Annotated in this window: 17 protein-coding genes and 2 pseudogenes; 10 read left to right on the forward strand and 9 right to left on the reverse strand. The window is 68.3% G+C overall.

Going from position 1 to position 18,959, the window contains the following annotated elements; translation table 11 throughout:
* Both ABZ904_RS37425 and ABZ904_RS37430 read right to left on the reverse strand, forming a co-directional pair.
* A partial coding sequence (locus ABZ904_RS37425; RefSeq protein WP_361828641.1) for a PAS domain-containing protein occupies nucleotides 1-337 on the reverse strand: 337 nt, incomplete at its 3' end.
* A 323-nt stretch (nucleotides 338-660) separates the two neighbouring features.
* A pseudogene (locus ABZ904_RS37430) lies at nucleotides 661-1,047 on the reverse strand (hypothetical protein); the annotation flags it as partial.
* 690 nt (nucleotides 1,048-1,737) lie between these two features.
* Between ABZ904_RS37430 and ABZ904_RS37435 the strand changes: the two are divergent.
* A complete protein-coding gene (locus ABZ904_RS37435; RefSeq protein ID WP_359403339.1) occupies nucleotides 1,738-3,201 on the forward strand; it encodes a SpoIIE family protein phosphatase in 1,464 nt (487 codons plus the stop codon).
* A gap of 136 nt (nucleotides 3,202-3,337) precedes the next feature.
* The gene (locus ABZ904_RS37440) at nucleotides 3,338-3,883 is read left to right on the forward strand and encodes an SMI1/KNR4 family protein (protein ID WP_359403336.1); all 546 of its coding nucleotides are present in this window, start codon (nucleotides 3,338-3,340) and stop codon (nucleotides 3,881-3,883) included.
* 27 nt (nucleotides 3,884-3,910) lie between these two features.
* On the opposite strand, the gene ABZ904_RS37445 is transcribed toward ABZ904_RS37440, so the two are convergent.
* The 3 genes from ABZ904_RS37445 to ABZ904_RS37455 all read right to left on the reverse strand — a co-directional run bounded on the left by ABZ904_RS37445 (nucleotide 3,911) and on the right by ABZ904_RS37455 (nucleotide 6,546).
* Nucleotides 3,911-4,828 carry a class I SAM-dependent methyltransferase gene (locus tag ABZ904_RS37445; protein WP_360994757.1) on the reverse strand — a complete coding sequence of 306 codons (918 nt, stop codon included), beginning with the start codon at nucleotides 4,826-4,828 and terminating at the stop codon, nucleotides 3,911-3,913.
* Between the two features lie 277 nt (nucleotides 4,829-5,105).
* Nucleotides 5,106-6,284, reverse strand: a complete 1,179-nt coding sequence (locus ABZ904_RS37450) for an SPFH domain-containing protein (protein WP_359403331.1) — start codon at nucleotides 6,282-6,284, stop codon at nucleotides 5,106-5,108.
* A 10-nt stretch (nucleotides 6,285-6,294) separates the two neighbouring features.
* Nucleotides 6,295-6,546 (reverse strand): hypothetical protein, encoded by a 252-nt coding sequence (locus tag ABZ904_RS37455; RefSeq protein ID WP_311700470.1) that lies wholly within the window; start codon nucleotides 6,544-6,546, stop codon nucleotides 6,295-6,297.
* 354 nt (nucleotides 6,547-6,900) lie between these two features.
* Between ABZ904_RS37455 and ABZ904_RS37460 the strand changes: the two are divergent.
* The 4 genes and pseudogenes from ABZ904_RS37460 to ABZ904_RS37475 form a co-directional block, all read left to right on the forward strand.
* Nucleotides 6,901-7,122, forward strand: a pseudogene (locus ABZ904_RS37460) (two-component sensor histidine kinase); the annotation flags it as partial.
* Entirely contained in the window at nucleotides 7,119-7,784 is a 666-nt protein-coding gene (locus ABZ904_RS37465) for a response regulator transcription factor (protein WP_361828645.1), read from the forward strand. The pseudogene ABZ904_RS37460 and the gene ABZ904_RS37465, both read left to right, overlap by 4 nt.
* An 857-nt stretch (nucleotides 7,785-8,641) precedes the next feature.
* Nucleotides 8,642-9,874: a GNAT family N-acetyltransferase gene (locus ABZ904_RS37470; protein WP_359403328.1), complete on the forward strand. Its 1,233-nt coding sequence runs from the start codon at nucleotides 8,642-8,644 to the stop codon at nucleotides 9,872-9,874.
* A gap of 104 nt (nucleotides 9,875-9,978) precedes the next feature.
* Nucleotides 9,979-10,446: a hypothetical protein gene (locus ABZ904_RS37475; protein WP_360994769.1), complete on the forward strand. Its 468-nt coding sequence runs from the start codon at nucleotides 9,979-9,981 to the stop codon at nucleotides 10,444-10,446.
* 228 nt (nucleotides 10,447-10,674) lie between these two features.
* On the opposite strand, the gene ABZ904_RS37480 is transcribed toward ABZ904_RS37475, so the two are convergent.
* Genes ABZ904_RS37480 through ABZ904_RS37490 form a run of 3 tightly spaced genes read right to left on the reverse strand, consistent with a single transcriptional unit; the run spans nucleotide 10,675 to nucleotide 13,619 of the window.
* A complete protein-coding gene (locus tag ABZ904_RS37480; protein WP_359403319.1) occupies nucleotides 10,675-11,601 on the reverse strand; it encodes an NADP-dependent oxidoreductase in 927 nt (308 codons plus the stop codon).
* Between the two features lie 58 nt (nucleotides 11,602-11,659).
* Nucleotides 11,660-12,946, reverse strand: a complete 1,287-nt coding sequence (locus ABZ904_RS37485; protein ID WP_361828648.1) for an MFS transporter — start codon at nucleotides 12,944-12,946, stop codon at nucleotides 11,660-11,662.
* Between the two features lie 34 nt (nucleotides 12,947-12,980).
* Nucleotides 12,981-13,619, reverse strand: a complete 639-nt coding sequence (locus ABZ904_RS37490) for an HD domain-containing protein (protein WP_361828650.1) — start codon at nucleotides 13,617-13,619, stop codon at nucleotides 12,981-12,983.
* 133 nt (nucleotides 13,620-13,752) lie between these two features.
* On the opposite strand from ABZ904_RS37490, the gene ABZ904_RS37495 reads away from it, so the two are divergent.
* Entirely contained in the window at nucleotides 13,753-14,721 is a 969-nt protein-coding gene (locus ABZ904_RS37495; RefSeq protein WP_359403310.1) for a GlxA family transcriptional regulator, read from the forward strand.
* A gap of 695 nt (nucleotides 14,722-15,416) precedes the next feature.
* Here the strand turns inward: ABZ904_RS37495 and ABZ904_RS37500 are convergent.
* The gene (locus tag ABZ904_RS37500; RefSeq protein WP_360994781.1) at nucleotides 15,417-16,307 is read right to left on the reverse strand and encodes a LysR family transcriptional regulator; all 891 of its coding nucleotides are present in this window, start codon (nucleotides 16,305-16,307) and stop codon (nucleotides 15,417-15,419) included.
* A gap of 132 nt (nucleotides 16,308-16,439) precedes the next feature.
* Between ABZ904_RS37500 and ABZ904_RS37505 the strand changes: the two genes are divergently transcribed.
* The 3 genes from ABZ904_RS37505 to ABZ904_RS37515 all read left to right on the forward strand — a co-directional run bounded on the left by ABZ904_RS37505 (nucleotide 16,440) and on the right by ABZ904_RS37515 (nucleotide 18,808).
* Nucleotides 16,440-16,901, forward strand: a complete 462-nt coding sequence (locus tag ABZ904_RS37505; protein ID WP_359403299.1) for a hypothetical protein — start codon at nucleotides 16,440-16,442, stop codon at nucleotides 16,899-16,901.
* Between the two features lie 40 nt (nucleotides 16,902-16,941).
* On the forward strand, nucleotides 16,942-17,367 hold the full coding sequence (locus ABZ904_RS37510; RefSeq protein WP_359403296.1) for a nuclear transport factor 2 family protein: 426 nt from the start codon (nucleotides 16,942-16,944) through the stop codon (nucleotides 17,365-17,367).
* Between the two features lie 382 nt (nucleotides 17,368-17,749).
* Entirely contained in the window at nucleotides 17,750-18,808 is a 1,059-nt protein-coding gene (locus ABZ904_RS37515; protein WP_360994785.1) for a zinc-dependent alcohol dehydrogenase family protein, read from the forward strand.
* Nucleotides 18,809-18,959 lie beyond the last annotated feature (151 nt).

Here is an 18,959-nt window from a genome sequence, read left to right on the forward strand (position 1 = left end):
CCAAGATCCTCCCCTGCGGGCTTTCCAGTCGAGAGGCCGAGACGGAGAACAGGTACTCCGGCCCCGGCGCGCCCTTCGGACGCACCCCCACCAGTCGCCCCTGTGCCGGCGCGCCGCTCTTCAGCACGTCGCCCAGCATCGCCTCCACGTCACCGGGTGCGGAAAGGTCGTATACGTCGGTGATGTGCCGACCGACGATCTGTTGCAGGGGCGCTGCGTGCAGCACGGGCCTGGTGAGGTTGATCCGTAGGATGCGCAGCTCCGTGTCCAGGATCAGCAGGCCTGTAGGGGACTGGTCGAACAGGGCTTCCAGTACTGCGGCGTCCTCGACGGGCAAGATGGCTTCGTTTCGCGCCACGACAACCCACCTCCACTAACCAGACTGCCCCTGGCACCAGCGCGCCGCTTCCTTGCTTCGGGAGACGTGCAGGACGTCGGGGGCCGGATGTGGGTCTGGAGGCGGCCTCCGCGGCTTGGGTCGTCCTCTGAGTGCGCCCGAGGGTGGGGCGCGAACCCGGGAGACAGCGGCAACGAGACAGGGCAGGAGCCGGCCGGACTGAGCCCCGCCCTCTCGTGTCGGCATCCGTCCTGGTCAGCCACCAAATGCGGTAGGTGTTCGGGCGAGTGCCCTCGGCCGGGGCGCCCTGGCCCGGGATGGCGTCAGACCGCGACGGCCTCGCCGATTTCCTCCTCGGCCGCCTCGTCTTCGGCGTCCTGCTTCGCGTTCGCCGGTGGGGCCACTGCCGGGGCAGGGGCGGCGCGACGCTCGGCGACCGCGGCGGCGGCCATCAGCAGCAGTCCCGCGACCAGCCAGAGAACCAGGGTGAGGATGCGGCCGGCAGAGCCTGCCGAATCGAAGTAGAGCAGGCTGCGTGCGCCCTCGACGAAGCCGGCGCCGTTCCAGAAGGCGTGCAGTGCGCCGAAGAAGCCGTTCTGCAACGCGGGCTGGAAGATGCCGCCGGAGCTGGTGAAGTTGAGCATCACGAACAGCACCATCATGGCCAGCGTCGTCCAGCGCTTGAGGAAGGTGTGGAGGGCGATGCCGATGGTTGAGCCCGGGGCGACAGCACCAGCCGGCGTCCCCTCTCGGTCACACGCCATGAGCCCCCACATCCCGCGCCCGTCCGGCTCCTTCCCCAGCATGTGACGACGTTCGACCTCGTCTGGAAGTCGGCCACGGAGAAGATCTGCGCCGGTGACGACTTCTACGCTCCGCCGTACGCGGGGCACGCGCGGGTGCCCGGTGACTCCGCGACTTCGGTCGTGTCCCCCGCGACATCTCCCCCTGCCAGGGGAAGATCGGGATCACCCCGTTCGGGCACGCGGCCTGAAGGCCCACGACCACACATGGGATGAGCGGGTCGGCGCGACCACCCGCGGGAGATGCCCGCACGATCATCACCACCCCGCGTGGCCCTGTGACTTGCGGTTGAGTCCGTCGGAGTGCGTCAGTGACACAGGCGGTGTCGGAGGTGTGCCGGGCGCGCCAGGCGTCTCCGCGCGGCTCGGCCCACCTGGGCGCCCGGGCCTGCCGCGGACGCTTACGAGTGCACGCCCGGAGGGGTCGATGAGCTGCACGGGGGAACCCAGTAGGAGCCGGGCAAAGTGTCGTGCCCACGCTTCTCCGCAGGGTGGCGAACGCCGTCGAAGGCCTCGACCCGGTGAGGTTCCGGCCAGGTCCGTATCGACCGGCAGCGCCACGTGAGCGCTTTACACCAGAGTGAAGGGAGGTGTGGCATGCCTCGTGATCCGGTCAAGGGGCTGACCGCGCTTCTTGCGGCTGTGGCAGTCCCGCTCGCCATCTGCGCGCTTCTGCTGCCCGCCGGAGACGTTCTGTCCCACACCAACGTGGCACTGATCCTGATGTTGGTCGTCGTGACGGTGGCCGCCTTCGGTTACCGCTGGGTAGCGGTGCTCGCGGCCTTGTCCGCCGCGGTGTGGTTCGTCTTCTTGTTCACCGCTCCGTTCGCGAGCTTCACCCGCATAAACAACGTGGACGATGTCATCACCGCCGGGCTGCTGCTGGTCGTCGGCCTTGCGGTCTCTCAGCTGGCTCGCAGCTACACCCGCGAGCGTGCCATCGCCACCACGCTGCAGCGCAGCCTGCTGCCCCGGGTACTGCCGGACACCAGCACCGTCCGGCCGGCGGTCCGGTACGTGCCCGCCGAGGCCGAGGTCGGCGGGGACTGGTTCGACGTGATCCTTCTCCCAGGCTTCCGCACCGCCCTCGTGGTCGGGGACGTGGTCGGCCATGGCCTGCGCTCCGCGGTCACCATGGGTCGGCTGCGCACCGCGGTATGCAATTTCTCCACCCTTGACCTGCCGCCCGACGAGTTGCTGGCCCGCCTCAACGAGGTGGTCAATCAGATGGATGCCGAGGTGGACGCCGGTGAGGAGGGGATCGCGGCTACCTGCCTGTATGCGATCTACGACCCGGTCTCCTGCAACTGCGTGATGGCAAGAGCGGGTCACCTTCCGCCTGCCGTCGTCTCTCCGGACGGCCGCGTGGAGATTCTCGATCTGCCCGACAACCCCCCGCTCGGTGCATGCGGCCTGCGTTTCGAGGCGGACGAGCGGCAGCTGCCGGAGGACACGCAGCTCGTGCTCTACACCGACGGGCTCATCGCGAACCGGAACCGCGACATAGAGGCCGGCCTGAGGCTGCTGTGTGACTCGCTCTCCGGCGCGGGGACCGACCCGGAGGAGACGTGCGAGACGATCCTGAAGACGGTGCTGCCGGCCAGTCCAGTCGATGACGTCGCTCTCCTGATCGCCCGCACCCGCGCGTTTCCGCGTGACCGTATCGCCGAATGGGACATCCCGTCCTTTCCCGCCGCGGTGCCCGCCCTGCGCGCCGAGGTGTGCGCGAAGCTGGCCGACTGGAACCTGGAGGAGACGGCATTCACTACCGAACTCATCCTCAGTGAGCTGGTCACCAACGCCATCCGCTATGCGGCACCCCCTGTCCACCTGCGCCTTCTGCGCGACACCAACCTGGTGATCGAGGTCAGCGACGGCAGTAGCACCTCCCCGCACCTGCGCTACGCAGCGGACACGGACGAAGGCGGTCGCGGCATCTTTCTCGTCGCCCAGCTCGCCGAACGGTGGGGAACCCGCTTCACTGCCACCGGGAAGATCGTCTGGGCCGAGCAGCCGGCCCCGTCGGTTCCCGTCGCCCCCGTCCTGGCATCGGCTGCATGACCGGGCCGGACCGCCGGCCGGTGACCGGGCCGGACCGCCGGCAAGGACGCCCGGCTTGCCTCATCGAGCCCTCGTACACAGCTCTAGGGCCACCCACCCCGTGATCTGACAGTGGTGGGTGATAGCTATGCGCCACATGGACACTGAGCACGCGCGCCCCGAGGAACTGGCCATGCTCCGGGCGGCATTCGACACCGGGGAGCCGCTGGGCTGGGAGGCGGTCCGCGCCTTCGAGACGGAACACGGGATCACACTGCCCGAGCCCTACCGGACCTGCGTCGCGGAGATAGCCGACGGCTGCGGCTTCGGCCCACCCGACTACGGCCTCGTGCCGCTCGGCGAGCTGCCCGATGACCGGGACGACGACACGGTCCGTGAGCTGGCCAAGCCGTTCCCGCTCACGGAGATGTGGGTGTGGGAGGACGACGACCTCCCGGATGACGAACTGGGCCCGATGCTGGATCCGGTCTTCGGCCATGGGTCGATCGTGCTGGGCACCGACGGCTGCGGTATGTACTGGCACCTCATCGTCACCGGCCCCCACCGGGGACACGTCTGGAACATCAGCGGCGAGGGTGCCGGGCCGTTCGGGTCCGAGTTCGGGTTCACCACCGGCGAGTCCGGCTTCGCCGGCTGGGTCCGTCACTGGGACGAGGGCAAGCCCTGGTCGGACGCAATGTGAGCTCGCAGCGGCTTGTGGGACCTCACGTCAGCGGCTCTCCGCCACGGCTACCCGACCCGACCGCAAGGACGATCGCCGTTGTGCCGGGCTGCCGAGGGTGTGTGCGAGGGCGAGCAGGGAGTCGTCCGACACCACCCGAAGGCCGTACTCCGCGAGCAGTGCGGCCATCCGCTGCGGCCGCCACAGTGAGCGCCACGGCTCGCCCGCCGTGACGGAACTGCCGAGCACGCGTGTCAGCAGCCGCCCTGCGTCCGCTTTCACCGACGGCGCCTGATAGTTGACGACGAGTGCACTGCCCGGGACCGTCCGGGCGGCGAGCGCCGCCACCGTGGCACGCACCTGGTCGCGTGTGAGGTACGGGACGACGCCTTCCCACAGCCATGTCGTCGGCGCGGACGCGTCGTGCCCGGCGGCGTCCAACGCTGCACCGAGATCATCGACGGCGAAATCGACCGGCGTGAACCGAACGGAACGGGCGAGGGCCGGTAGCTCGGCGCCGGTGCCTTCGCCCGCATCCGGCTCGGGCCCCACGTGCGCGGCCTCGGCGAGGCGGGCGCGCTTGTCCTGCTGGGAGGCCGGATGGTCGACCTCCCACACATCCGTCTGCGCGAGCTCGGGCAGACGCCACGCGCGCGTATCCAGACCGGCGCCGAGGATCACGAGCTGGCGGGTTCTGTGGGCTCGCAGGGCGTCGTCGATCGCGACCGTCCGCGGTACGACCACCTCGGCGCATGCCCGCACACTCTCGTACGCGGTGCGCGCCTGCCAGCCCTGGGGCGGAGTGCTCGCGCGTACCTCGTCCACGGGCGTCCGCTCCGCGCCGCGCAGCAGCCGCACCGCCACCCGATCCGCGAACCGGCCTGTGGCAAACCGTCCGTCAGCGGCCGCCCGCCCCTGGCAGACCAGCACCGCCGTCCGGCTCGCCGCGCGCCCACTCTCGTTCACGGAGCCGTATTCAACACCACCCTCAGGTGCCTTTCCCCGCTTTCCGCTGTGGGCCGCTGATGTCCCTGTGGTTGGGGCGGTCCGGCTGTGCGGTGCCATGACGACCCGCGGAGGGCGGCGCGTGCCGCGCGGCCCTGCATCGCGGCGGCCACCTCGCGTGATCACGTAGCCGAGGGAGGCCGGACGTGCCTATCACTGATCAGCAAGGCAGTTCTCCGACCGCGTGGTGCGGCGAGCACCGCGCAGCCGGAGAGCCCCGAGAGGGACCTGAGGCCTACTACCTCTCCTCGCCGGCGTCCTGCCCCGGCGTACGCGGGCCCTGCAGTTCGAACCGGCCGTTGCCCTCCTCGGGGCGGCCGCTGGTGTTCTGGCCGCCCTGGCCGTTGAGGTTCTGCCGGACCGAGTCCAGGATCGTCAGGCCCTGGGCGACCAGACCGGCCGCGATCTCGCCAAGACCGTCCGCGCCGTTCAGGACGTTGACATTGGCACCGGAGAGGCCGCCCGCGGCCTCCTTCACGATCTGCGGGAGCTGGTCGATCAGCATGCGGTCGAGGGCGACCCGGTCGTGCGAGGCCGCGGCCTCCGCCTGGATCTTCATGCGCTCCGCCTCGGCGATGGCGAGGATCCTGACCCGCTCCGCCTCGGCCTCCGCGGGCTTCACGACCTCGGCCACGAGCTGCTGCTGCCGCAGCTTGGCCTGCCGCTGCGCCAGCTCGGTCTGGGCGGCGAGCACCTCCTGCTGGGCGTGCGCCTGGGCGAGCGGTCCGGCCTGGGAGGAGTGCGCCTGGGCGCGGTCCACCTCGGCCGAGTACTCGGCCTTCACGACCGCCGTCTGCCGGGCGTACTCGGCCTGCTTGCGCGCCGCGTCCTGCTCCGCCTCGGCCGCGGCCTGGTTGGCCTGGGCCTGGGCGATCTGGGCCTGCCGCTGGATGGCCGCTTTGTGCGGCGCGGACATCGCGTCGATGTAGCCGGTGTCGCCGTCGTCGATCGACTGGATCTGCAGCGAGTCCACTATCAGGCCGATCTTCGCCATCTCGGTCTTGGAGGTGTCCAGCACCTCGGCAGCGAGCTTCTGCCGCTCCGTGACGATCTCCTCGACCGTCATCGAGCCGATGATGGCGCGCAGATGGCCGGCGAAGATCCGGCCGGTCAGCACCGACATCTGGTCCTGGTCGGAGAGGAATCGCTGTCCGGCGTTGATGATGCTCTCGTTGTCGTTGCCGACCTTGAACGCGATCACGGCACGGACGTTGAGCGCGATGCCCTGCCTGGTCACGCAGGTCTCGGTGACCTCGGCCTCGCACATCGACAGGGTAAGAAAGCGGACCTTGCGGACGACGGGAAGCACGAACTTGCCGTGCCCCGTCACCACCCTGAACGGCGCGCCCCCCAGTCCCCGCCGTCCACCCGAGATCAGCATCGCCTCGTCGGGGGCGGGAACGCGGTAACCGAACATCCTCTTCTCCTTAACCGACGTCGGCGGCATCGCCGCGCAACGTGTCCAATGGATCGCCCCACTCGATGACGTCGACCTCACGACACCCTCGGGACTCGACCACAAGCACCGTCGTCCCGATCGGCAGGGGCTCCTGCGACCAGGCGAGGAAGGTTTCGGAGCCGCCTCTGACCCGCACCAGGATCTCGCCGGGACCGGCGGATCCACGCGTGCCGATGAGCAGTTCCCCCGTGCAGCCGATCACGGCCTCGTCCTGCGCCATTTGCCGACTGCCTCCCATCGTTCTGACCCTGATATTCCGACCTTAGACCCACCCGTGACAGGCGCCTACACTGCGGTCGAGCCCTGCTTTTCAGCGCGGCGCACCACCCGTCCCGGCCAGGCATCCGGCCGCGTCGACACCGGGATGACAGCGCTGGCACGCATGAGGTCCCGGACCCGCGGTCGGCCAGGACGTCGAGGGCGACGAGCTCGATGAAGACCGAAGACCCCTGGTTCATCGGAGCCCTCGCCGTCCATCCCGGACCGCCGACCTGGTCGCCTGCACCGCCTACCAGGCGGTGCCGCGCACCCCAGACCGCCCGGCTCAGGTGGACACCGCTCGCGCGTCGATCTCGGCGAGGTCGGCGTGCAGCTGAGGTTCGCCGACGGATCGACCGCACTGACGATCCGCAACCGCCCCGCCACCAGACAGGTGACCACGGGCCCGGGCAACGGGATGGGACTGATCGGAATGCGCGAACGCGTCGCCCTGCTCGGCGGCAGCATCACCACGGGACCGATCACCGAGGGACCGGACCGGGGTGGCTGGCAGGTGGAGGCGGTGATCCCGGGATGAGCGAGTCCACCGGTGCCTCCCGGCCTGTCAAAGTGATCGTCGCCGACGACCAGGCCGCCGTCCGGGAACCGCAGGCCGCGGTCCTTTCACTGGCCCAGGACATCGACGTCGTCGCGACCGCGGCCAACGGGAACGAGGTTCTGGCAGCTGTGGCCGCCGACCCGGTGGACGTCGTCCTCATGGACCTGAGAATGCCCGTCATGGACGGGACCGCGGCGACTCGCCGGCTGAGCGAGGCGCACCCGGGCGTGGCCGTGGTGGTGCTCACCACCTTCGCCGAGGCCGACTCGATCATGGCCGCCCTGAGCGCGGGAGCCCGCGGCTACCTGACCAAGAACGCCGGGCGCCAGGACATCACACGAGCGATCCGGGCCGACGCCGCCGGCCAGTCGGTACTCGACCGCGAGGTCCAGGACCGGCTCCTCGCCGCCGTACGGACCAAGCAGCCGGCATCCCAGGAGCCATTGCCGGCAGACCTCACGCCCCGGGAACGCGAAGTGCTCACCCTGATCGGCCAGGGCCTTCCCAACCGGGCCATCGCCGAGCGGCTCTTCATCAGCGAAGCCACGGTGAAGACCCACATCAACAACCTGTTCGCCAAGGCGGACATCCGCGACCGGGCCGACGCCGTCCGCCGCGCCATCGACGCCGGACTGGCCTGACGAGCGGAGGCCTGACCAGGTTTCCCTGCCTCTGCCCACTGCACGTCACGCGCCGGGATGTACCCCTGGGACCCGGAGGCGAGCAGATTCGTTGGCGCCGACCAGGCGAAACGGGCGACAGCTGGACGGTCGTCAAGGGCAGCCGGTGTCGGTGTCACGCGGGCGCAGGCGCTGGATGCGCTGCGGCGGCAGGTGCCGGCGTGCACGCACCGCCGAGCGGATACCGCGCTCGGTTTAACGGAGCAGGCCGCCGGGCGGGCCGGGTGCCGCAGTCGTAGGTGATCGCGGAGAATTCCCCTGTGGAATTTACCCGAAACCTATTGACTTGCGACATATAGGGAGCACCCTGGTTATTAGGCCATAACACCGAAAGAGCTGCAAAGTCGATGAGGACGCCTAGTCGGCGGAGTGACTTGGACAGGATGTGGTTTAGGCCCCCGGCAAGCCGGCGCGATACCGAGGCGACAGTGACGACTGAAGCTTCAGGACACGGGCAGCACTACCGGGGACTGATTTGCTTAGGAGCCTTCGCACAGGCCGGGTGCCGGTGCGAAGGCTCTGGCATGCCCACTCTCCCAGCAGGGGCCGAAGAGCAGCAGACGTAGCCCGTTCCTGCAGAAAGACGACGTCGCCTCTTTGGCGGTTGGCGGTTGCGGATCGATCCGCTCGTTGACGCAGACTTGTTGATGCCGTGCCCGACCGCCGCGACTTCCCCCGGGGCCGGGCTGGGACCTGGCTGTGCTGTGACCGGCCGCGGGCCCGACCGTAATCCGCTTGACCCGGTTACGGGTCAACGCTGCACTGTGGCGGGGCACCACGAGTCGTGGTGCCGGTATCCCGGGGAGGCAGCGGCAGCAATGGAGATACGTTCCACGACCGACCAGGACCACGACGTCTTCGTCGACACTCTCCATGCCGCGTTCGGGCGCTTCCCGGAGACTCCGACCGAGGGCCGCGGGGTCTGGTGGTCGGCGCTCGAAATGGACCGCAACCTGCTCGCCATGACGGCGGACGGGCGGCCCGTCGGCACCGCCGGTGCGTACTCCTTCGAACTCACCCTGCCCGGCGAGATCCTCGCCCCGGCCCCCGGAGTGACCGCCGTCGGCGTCCTGCCCTCGCATCGACGCCAGGGCGTGCTCAGCGCGATGATGCGGCATCAGCTCAACGATCTGCGGGCCCGAGGGGAGTTCCTCTCTGTACTGCTGGCTTCCGAGGCCTTGATCTACCGCAGGTTCGGCTACGGACCGGCGACCTACACGCAGCGGGTGACGGTGCCGCGTCACAAGGCCGCCCTCGCCCTGCCCCGGGCGCGCGGAACGGCCGACGCTCCGGCGACCGGGTCGGACACCGGCTCGATCGAGCTGCTGCGGCGTGCCCACTGCGGCGAGATCCTGGAAGAGGTCTACGACCGGTACCGCCGCGCACAGCCCGGCGCGCTGTCCCGACCGCACCGCTGGTGGGCCCTGGGCGCGGGGCAGCCCCCGGTCTCTCCGGCGCGACGCCACGTCGCCGTCCACCGTGACGCCGACGGCGTGCCGGACGGGTACGCCAGCTACTCGCTGAGCGAGCCCGACACCTTGACGGTCGACGAGACCATCGCCACCGACGACGCCGTCTTCACGGCCCTGGCCCGGTTCGTGCTCGGACACGACCTGGTCAGCCAGGTCGTTTTCAAGCACGTCCCGCCCGACCACCCGCTGCGCTGGCAGCTTGCGGACTTCCGCGCCGGCCAGGTGAGCAACGACACCGACTGGCTCTGGGCGCGGCTGCTGGACGTCCCGCGTGCGCTGACGGCGCGCGGCTGGTTCACGGACGGCGAGCTTGTCCTCGACGTCGACGACCCGTTCCTCGGCGAGCACGGCCGCTACCTGCTGACCGTCCGCGACGGCAAGGCCGACTGCGTCCCGACGGACCGGGAGCCCGACCTGTCGCTGGACGTGAGCGACCTGGGTTCCGTCTACCTCGGCGGCACCGCCCCGAGCACGCTCGTGCGTGCCGGACACATCCGGACCCACAGCCCGGGTGCGGCCACCCTCGCTGACGCCCTCTTCCGCGCCGAGCGCTCCCCGCACTGCCTGCACTGGTTCTGACCGCGCGCTCGCCGACCCTGCACACGTCTCGGCAGGTGCCGTTTTTGGGCCGGCTGGTGCGTTGGGCTTGATGCGAAGGGTCTCGTTGAGCGTCTGGCGCCGGCGTGCGCCGCGACCTGGCAGCCCTGGAGCGGCACGACCTCAAGCGCCTGGTCTACGCGCCGGCCGTCCTGGACGACGACCGCCTGGTCGTGCTGCACCGGCCCTCCGGGACCAGGTTCGAGGTGCGCATCGGCGGCATCGGGGACAACGTCCAGTTGGACAGTCGGGCACGCTGCTCGCCCACGTCCTCGTCGGCGGCCATGTGCCCGGCACTGCGCCTTCGGCTGAGAGCGTCCGCCTGGCACGGACCCCGAGCCCGCCCGAGGACGCAACGAGGATGCACCGAGGCCGTCGCCACCGGGGCCCTCGAACTCTTCGCCCCGGACGGCGAGCGGACTGGAACGAGGGGCTGCCAGACGACATCCCCGTGGTGGAGGGATGCCGTCTGCTCGTGCTGGACGAGTGGATGTATCACCGCAGTTGGAGTGCCGACCGGTTCTTTCAGCTTCTCCCGGGTGCGGCCGAGCTGACCCGCGTCCTGTCCGCCGACGAGGCACGGACCTGGTTCGCCCGTACCTCGTTCGGCAACGGGACCGGGACCTGCCGGTCTTGCTGACTCGGTGGCTCCGGCCGTCACCGCGCGGCGGCTGGAGCCGGAGCTCGGACCTGATCCCCTCCGTCGAACAAAGAGTGCGCCGGGGTCCTGTCGAAACTGCTGAACATCTTCCTGGTGATCACGGAGTTGCGACACTCTGTGATCACTGGGGATCCTCGACGACCCGGATGATCGTCCTGCCGGTGACGCGCCGCTCAGGGGTGAAGGCGGCGGCTGCCTCGGCCAGCGGGCGGACCGCGCCGACCCGCACGTCGAGCCGCCCGTCCCGGAGCCGCTGCGCAAGATCCGCGAGGCGTGCGCGGTCGGGTTCCACGACGAAGAACAGCGCCCGTCCGTCCTTGGGCCGGACGGTGGGTGGCTCGGCGATCGTGACGAGCGTGCCACCGGCGCGGACGAGCGCCGCCGAGCGGTCGAGGATGTCACCGCCGATCACGTCGAATACCACGTCGACCTCGCCGGAGTCCTTCAGCCGGCCGGCCTCGAGGTCCAGGAACGTATGCGCGCCCAGAGCGAGGATGGTGTCCCGGTCGGCGGACCGACCGGTGCCGATCACGCGGGCTCCCGCCTCCAGCGCGAACTGCACCGCGATCGAACCGACGCCCCCCGCGGCGCCGTGGATCAGGACGGTCTGGCCTGTCATGATCCGCGCGTGGTCGAACAGGCCCTGCCAGGCGGTCAGCCCGGAGATCGGCAGCGCGGCCGCCACCGTGTGGTCGACATCCGCGGGAAGCGGGGCGAGGTTGCGGGCCTCCACGGCGACGTACTCGGCCAGCGAGCCGTTGCGGGCCCAGTCGGTCAGTCCGAAGACCCGCTGGCCGACGGTGAGGCCGGTGGTTCCGTATCCGAGCTCCGCCACGACACCAGAGACCTCGTGCCCGGGCACGCTCGGCGTGCGGTCGCGGCCGGCACGATCGGACCACGTTCCGGGCCAGTCGAGCTCTCCACGGGTGAACCCCGCGGCATGCACCCGAACGATGACGTCGTTCTCGGCGGCATGGGGATACGGCAGGTCGGTCAGGGTCAGCCCGCTGACGCCGGCGTCGCGGTCTGAGGCGGTGATGGCTTTCATGACTGTTCCTCTGTCTGGCTTTCCGAAGAGCGCATGTATCGATCACATCAGTGGATCTTTACCGTCGTGCCGTTGCCACTCGCAGGTACCGACAGACGACCGCCTGCACCGGCCCGGTACGGCCGATACGGCCAGCATGACCGGTGGGTCCGTCGGCACGTGACCGACCGGCATGGACGAGGGCAATCAGTGACAGAACCCCGACGAACCCGATGGAGAGATAGCTCGTGGCTTTGAGCCCCCATGAAGGAGCCAGGAGGCCGGCCGCGAGGGACGGAAGACTCAGCGCCGCGTAACTGACGACATAGACGGCCGAGAACACCTCCGATCGCGAGTCCGCCATGGTGATCTCTCCGATGGCGCGGAGGTTGCCGTTGAACGTCAGGCCGGCCCCCAGTCCCGCCACGACGGATCCGCCCGCAAAGGTGACCGGCGACGACACAGCGATGGCCACCGCCGGTCCCGCCGCCCCGAGGGCCAGAAAGACCGCCCCCACCAGCGTGGCCGACCGCGCCGCGTGCCGGAGGGACCACAGGCCCCCCATGCCGCTGGCCAGGAACAACGCCGCGATGTCGAGCCCGCCCGCAGCACCCCAGGTCACGTGCAGGACGCCGGTGACCACAGAGGGCGTCAGCGCGAGGAACAGCCCCGTCACGGACCATCCCGCGACAAGGGTGGGTACGGCGGCCAGAAACGGGGGCCGGGCTCCGTGCGGAACCCGCACCCTCGGGCGTAGCGCGACCCGCACCCCGGCTCGCGGCGCAACCGTCTCGGGGATCCGGACAACCGTCACCGCGAGGATCACGAGGACGAAGGTGAGGACGGAGAAGACGAACGTGTCGGGGCGGGGGATCGATTGCACCAGCAGCCCGACCACCGCGGCACCGGCGGCCAGGCCGACACTCGTGCCGACCACTGTCACCGTGGTGCCCAGGTGCGGACGTCTCGCGGGCGAGAACTCGACCAACCCGGCGGCCAGACTGCTCATGGCCGTTCCGGTGGCGACACCCTGCACCACCCGCGCGAGCACGAGGGACAGGACGCCGTCGGCTGTCCAGAAGATGGTCGTACTGGCCGCCGCCAGCAGGAGTGCGGTGAGCAGCACCGGACGGCGTCCGAGGTGGTCACTCAATGACCCGAGTGTCAGCAGGGCACCGAGCAGCCCCACGACGTACACGGCGAAGACGACCGTGACCATGGTGACCGGGAAATCCCAGCGTTCCCGGTACAGCGGATAGAGCGGTGACGGTGCGCTCGCGGTCGCCATCATCACCACGGTGGCGAGCGCCAGCACTGTGAAGGCGGCAGGCCGTCCAAGACGACGATGATTGTGACCGGAAGCCACCGGTGTCATCGGATCGCCTCTGGCTTCTTCGAAATCAATTCGGCCAGGGTGCATCAATGACGCGCTCGACCATGGTCTTGCGGCGGAAACCTGGAATGAAGTGTTCCAGTACGTCCGCATTCACGGTCCCGTAGGTGGTGTCCGGACGATTCTGGAGCCCGTCGACGAATGCCTGCAGGAATTCCTTCTTGAATTGTCCGCGCGGATGGGCGGCGATGATCGCGTCCACCTGGCCGCCATCCAGCCGGTCCAGCCCCCAGCCGACCGCGTCGGTCAGCACGCCGTAGTTCGTGGCAGCCGTCTCCGGGCCCATCCGGCCGGGAATCCCCGGCGTCGTGTGCAGCGCGATCGCTGTCCAGACGACCTCGGCGGCGCTCTTCGGGAACCCGCGGTCGAGCAGGAACTTACGCGCGTGGTCGGCGCTGTCGAGTTCGAAGCGCTGTTCCACGTCGGAGAACGGGGTCGAAAGCCCCGTGTCGTGGAACATCGCGGATATGTAGAGCAGCTCCGGATCAGGCTGGAGGCCGAGTTCGCGCGCGTGAAGAGAACCGAAGAGGAAAACACGCTGGGAGTGATGGAAGATGAGAGGACTGGTCGTTTCACGAAGAAAACTGGTGGCCTCCGCCACTGCCGCGGTCTCGGGTATTTCCACTGCTGCAATGATGGCTGTCATGATGTTCGCGCTTTCGATGCGGTGGTGAGGAGCAGGTGGTGCGTCTGGTCTCTACGATGCCGATTGCGCGGCTTCGCCGCCGCCTCGGTTCGGCCGTGAACCACTCGAATCCAGACACCTGAGGAATGGGACTGTGAGCTCCGAAACGCATCAGGTCGCGATCCTCGTCTATGACGGGGTCGCACTGCTGGACGTCGCCGGCCCCGCAGAGGTGTTCGGGGAAGCGAATCGACTTGGCGCCGACTACCGGATCGCCCTGCTGTCGACGACCGGTGCCGACGTCGCTTCGTCGATCGGCGTACGGATGGCCGTCGACGGCAGCCCCGCCTCCGAGCCGGACCCTGACACGTTCGTGATGCCGGGCGGGGTCGTCTATCCCAGAGCTCCCGTCACCCGGGATCTGATCGAGGCCGCGAGGGAGCTGGCGGTCCGATCCCGCCGGGTCGCGTCGGTCTGCTCCGGAGCATTCGTCCTCGGCGCCAGCGGCCTCCTGGACGGCAAGCGTGCGACCACCCACTGGAAGATCGCGGGCGAACTCGCCGCCCGGCACCCGAAGATTCGCGTGGAACCCGATGCCATCTACGTTCGCGACGGGACTACCTACACCTCGGCGGGCGTCACCGCCGGCATCGACCTGGCGCTGGCTCTCGTCGAGGAAGACCACGGCCCTGACCTGAGCCGGGACGTCGCCCGCGCCTTGGTGGTCTACCTGCAACGCGCAGGCGGCCAGTCACAGTTCTCCGCGCCCCTGCAGGGCCCACCGCCCCGGTCCCCGGCCCTTCGCACCGTCGTCGACCTGGTGACGGCGAATCCCGCGGGGAACCACTCCCTTGGCGAACTCGCCGGGCACCTCCACCTCAGTCCCCGCCATCTCACGCGGCTGTTCCGGGAGGAGTTGTCCACCACACCGGCCCGCTACGTCGAGTCGATCCGGTTCGATATCGCGAAGGCGTTGCTCGACCAGGGGCATACCGCGACCCAGGCGGCGTCTTTGGCCGGGTTCCCGAGTTACGAGAGTCTCCGACGGGTCTTCGCACGGGAGTTGTCCATCAGCCCCGCCGCATACCAGCGCCGCTTCAGCACCGCCCGCCGTACCCGGTAGCACCGAGCGACGCCGACGGCAGTTGCCGCATCGCTTCCGGCGGCGGTGGGATGCGCGTTGGGCGATTGACCGTCGAGCCAAATGACATGTGCCTGCCTGAACTCGCGAACGCGATCAGGCGTTGTAGCCGAGTTGCCTCACACCGGGCGCCCACTTCGCTGCGACCTCGGCGAAGCACTCGCGACACAGCGGGTTGCCTCCAGACCCGTACCGCTTGCACCTCGCCATGCAGCGTGAGCACAGGCCTTCCTCGGCCGCCGTCCAGACCGGAGACGGGTAGTCGCGAAGCTCCATAGATGTGGCCATCGGACAGGTCCTGTTCTACGCGCGCGGCCGAACAAGGTGGATTCGAACAAAGAATAGAACAGTCCTGGGATGTCGGCATCACGCCACGCGGAGTGGGTATGTCCGAATTTCTTGACCTTGTGGTCAGGGCGCGCCCGACCTGAAGTAGGGGAACGGCGGGACCCGCCTTCGACACTCAGCGCTGTCGACGTGGCTCAACTCCGGAGTGGATCCGACCGAAGTGGCCGAACGTGCGGGCAACAGTGTTGAGGTGCTGCTGAGCCGCTACGCCAAATGCATTGATGGACGGTAGGAGATCGTCAACCGCAAGAGTCCCGGCCGCACCATGCCGCGACGCGCCGTCCGACATCCCCCAATCGACAAGGTGACAACGCTCTTTGAGGCGATGCTCACCCTTGCCAGAGGAATTCGTGCGCCATCGCGATCATGGCACGCGCCGCAGCACCAGGCGTTCGCTCGGACGGAACGGCCAGGGAGAACGGCAATTCCAGGTCGGCGTCGTCGACGGTCAGGGTGGCGACGTCCTGCTCCTTGCCGAGGGCGATCCGCGGCAGCAGCGCCACGCCCAGGCCGTTTCGGACGTAGGCGACGCCGGTGGTGAGGTCGGTGATCTCGATGGCGACGCGATGGGGGACGGAGGCGGCGGCGAAGGCCCGGTCGGCAACGGTCCGGTTGCCGTAGCCCTCGGGGAAGTCGACGAAGTCCAGGCCGGCCAGTTCGGTGATCGGCACGGTGCGGCGTTTCGCGAGCGGATGGTCGGCCGGCACGACGAGGTCGAGCACCGAGGTGGCGAGGTCGGTCAGCGTGATGCCTGTCGGGCACGGTCCGGGCCCCGAGACGAAGGCGAGGTCGAGCCGCCGTTCGAGGAGGGCTTCGATCAGGCCTTGGGAGCCGGAGGGGGCGGCGCTGGTCCGCAGGAACACGCCGGGATGACGCCGGTGGAATTCACCGAGGAACACGGGAAGGTCGATGAGCCCAACCGTGGTGATCGCGCCCAGCCGCAGTGTGCCGCGCAGTCCGCTGCGGACCTCGGCCACCGCGTCTGCGGCCTCCCGGGTGGCGTCGAGAGCGGCATGGGCGCGCGGCAGCAGGGCAGCACCGGCATCGGTGAGCAGCACGCGTTTGGGGGTGCGTTCCAGCAGCGTCGTGCCGAGTTCTCGCTCGAGGTTCTTGATCGTGGTGGAGACCGCGGACTGGACGACGTGCAGCCGTGCGGCCGCACGGGTGAAGTTCGCTTCCTCGGCGACGGCGACGAAGTACTCGAACTGGCGCAGTTCCACCCTCCGAGTATCCCTCAGAAAGCCCTCAAGGTATCTCTCAGAGAGATGGCGGCAGTCTCTGACTTTCGTTGGACAGCATCTGTTGCGTCCAGCGATTCTGTTAGAAGTTCAACCGATAGAGGAGGCTGAAAGATGACCTACAAGACGCCACCGACATATCTGGGCAGCGGCGATCCGGCGCGGCAGCGCAAGGACTACTATCCCCCTTGGCTGGACAATCTTGCCGATGATGTGACGCTGGAGGCCGGGGTCTTCAACGGGACCATCCATGGAGCCAAGGACGTTCGAGCGATACTGTCCTACGCGCGCACCCTGTACGAATTCCAGGACTTCATCTACCTCGGTAAGTACGGAGAAAACGGCTTCGTCGAGGACTACGCAGCGACGGTGGACGGTAGGCCGATCGCCAACATCGCTGTCGTCTACAAGAATGAAGAGGGGAAGACGCAGCATCTTGTGATGAACCACCGTCCGCTGCCGATGCTTCAGTACTTCTCCCGGAAGCTGGGCGAGCACTTCGCTGGGACAGAGTACGCGAAGTACTGCGCCGACCCGTCAGCGGACGCCGATCCCTCGGATGCCGACCGCGACTGAACGGATTCCCCGCTCACTTCTTCTGCGGTATGGAGGAAACATGTCACGGAATCAGGCGATCGTGGATGCTTGCTGGCGAGCATATTCCGGATTCGAGGAGAACGATTCCTCTGACCTGGTGGCCCTGATGTCACCCGAGGTGATTTTCGACTTCCCCACCTCCCTGCCTTATGGTGGGACATTCCATGGGCCTGAGGGGTTTCTCGCCTTCTACCGGGATATCTACGATCACTACTACGAGACCTTCAACTACGACGCACACACGGTGCTCGATGCCGGGTCGCACGTGGTCGTTCCCGTCAGGGCCAGGGCGAAGGCGAAGACCGGCCGCACCATGGAGAACGAACACTGTCTGCTGTTCACCGTGAACGACGGGCTGATCACCGAGGCCCGGCTTTACGCGGACACCGCCAAGGGGCGTGACTCGATCGACGGCCTTCAGATATACCCCTCGGCGGCCTCCTGAGCCCGAACCGGCGCAGTAGGCATTCGCGCCACGCTGCATCGTCCGCCCCCCGGGAATCTTTCCGGGGCCGGGCGCGACGCTCCCGAAATGACAGATTCGTAATCCGAACTCAGAGCAAGGCGCGGCGGCGAGCGGTCCTGATCACGAACCTCGGTAGACCGCACGAACCCAGCGCGCCTACGTGATCATACTGAGTGAGCCGGTAAAGGCCCAGAGGGAGCCTGACACTGATGAAACTCTGCGCACGGGCCGGTTCCATGGAAAAGGAAGGGTCCGGAGCCTGGATGCCGACTAGGATGCCGGCCCCAGAACGGTTTTTGTTTAGAACGCCCGCCGAGTTCATCGGGCGCTGAAAGACGAAAGGTCGCTCATGCCTCAATCCATGCGCGCGCTCGTAGCCGGAAAGGTCGGCGAGCCGACCGATGTCCTGCGGCTGGAATCCCGGCCTGTTCCCACGCCGGAAGCCGGTCAGGCTCTGATCCGCGTGAAGGCGACTCCGATTCACGCCAGCGATCTGCACGTGCTGCGTGGCCGCTACGGTTTCTCCCCCGAGTTTCCCGCTGTCGGTGGTCACATGGAATGCGTGGGCCGTATCGAGGCCCTGGGCCCGGATACCGAGGGACTGAAGATCGGCGAGCGCGTGGTGGCCGTTGCAGTCCCGGCGGTACCCGGTCCCCCTGTGGCCGGCACGTGGCAGGAATACCTTGTTGCCGATACACGAAGGCTTCTGCCGGTCCCTGACCATCTGAGCGACTCCAGCGCCTGTCAACTCGCCGTGAACCCGTTGACCGCACTGCTCCTCGTGACGCGCGAACTCGACGTGCAACCGGGTGAATGGTTGTTGCAGACGGCCGCGGGCTCGACCGTCGGCCGGCTCGTCATTCAGCTGGCCAGGCATCTGGGTATGCGCACGATCAATGTCGTACGGCGGCGTGATGCCGTCGAGGAGATCAAGGCGCTCGGTGGTGACGAGGTCATCTGCACTGAGGACGAGGACCTGTTGCAGCGTGTGGCTGAGATCGCAGGACCGGCCGGCGTGCACAAGGCCATCGACTGCGTCGCGGGCCACGTGGGCGCCCAGGTATCCCAGGCATTGGCTCCGGGAGGAGAGGTCGTGGTCTACGGTGCGCTCTCTACCCATCGGCAGACTGACCCGGCAGCGCTGACGATCCCGTTGCAGGCACGCTCGGTCATCTACGAGACCAAAGCAGTCCGGGGCTTCTGGCTGAACCGCTGGTTCGGCACTGCCTCGCCTGAGGATGCGCTGCGCGCGCTGTCCGAGGTTCGCGGTCTCGTCGCTGATGGGGTGCTGAGCATCCCCCAGGGCCAGCCGTTCCCACTCGAACGCTTCACTGAAGCCATCGCGCTCGCCGAAACACCCGCACGTGGCGCCAAGCCACTCTTCGTCTTCGAAGATGTCCGGGACAACATCGACAGGTAGGAAGCGACCCGGCCGGTGCCGGCGGCGGTGCGGGGCGATGATCTAAGCAGCCGAGTACGCATGATGCAGCGGTGGTTGTGAGCGAGAGCGGGCCCGCCGGAGTCTGAAGCGTGTTTGCCTCAGCGATCTTGAAGCCCCTGACGGTTGTGCG

The sequence above is a fragment of the Streptomyces sp. NPDC046900 genome (assembly GCF_040644975.1).
GTDB lineage: Bacteria > Actinomycetota > Actinomycetes > Streptomycetales > Streptomycetaceae > Streptomyces.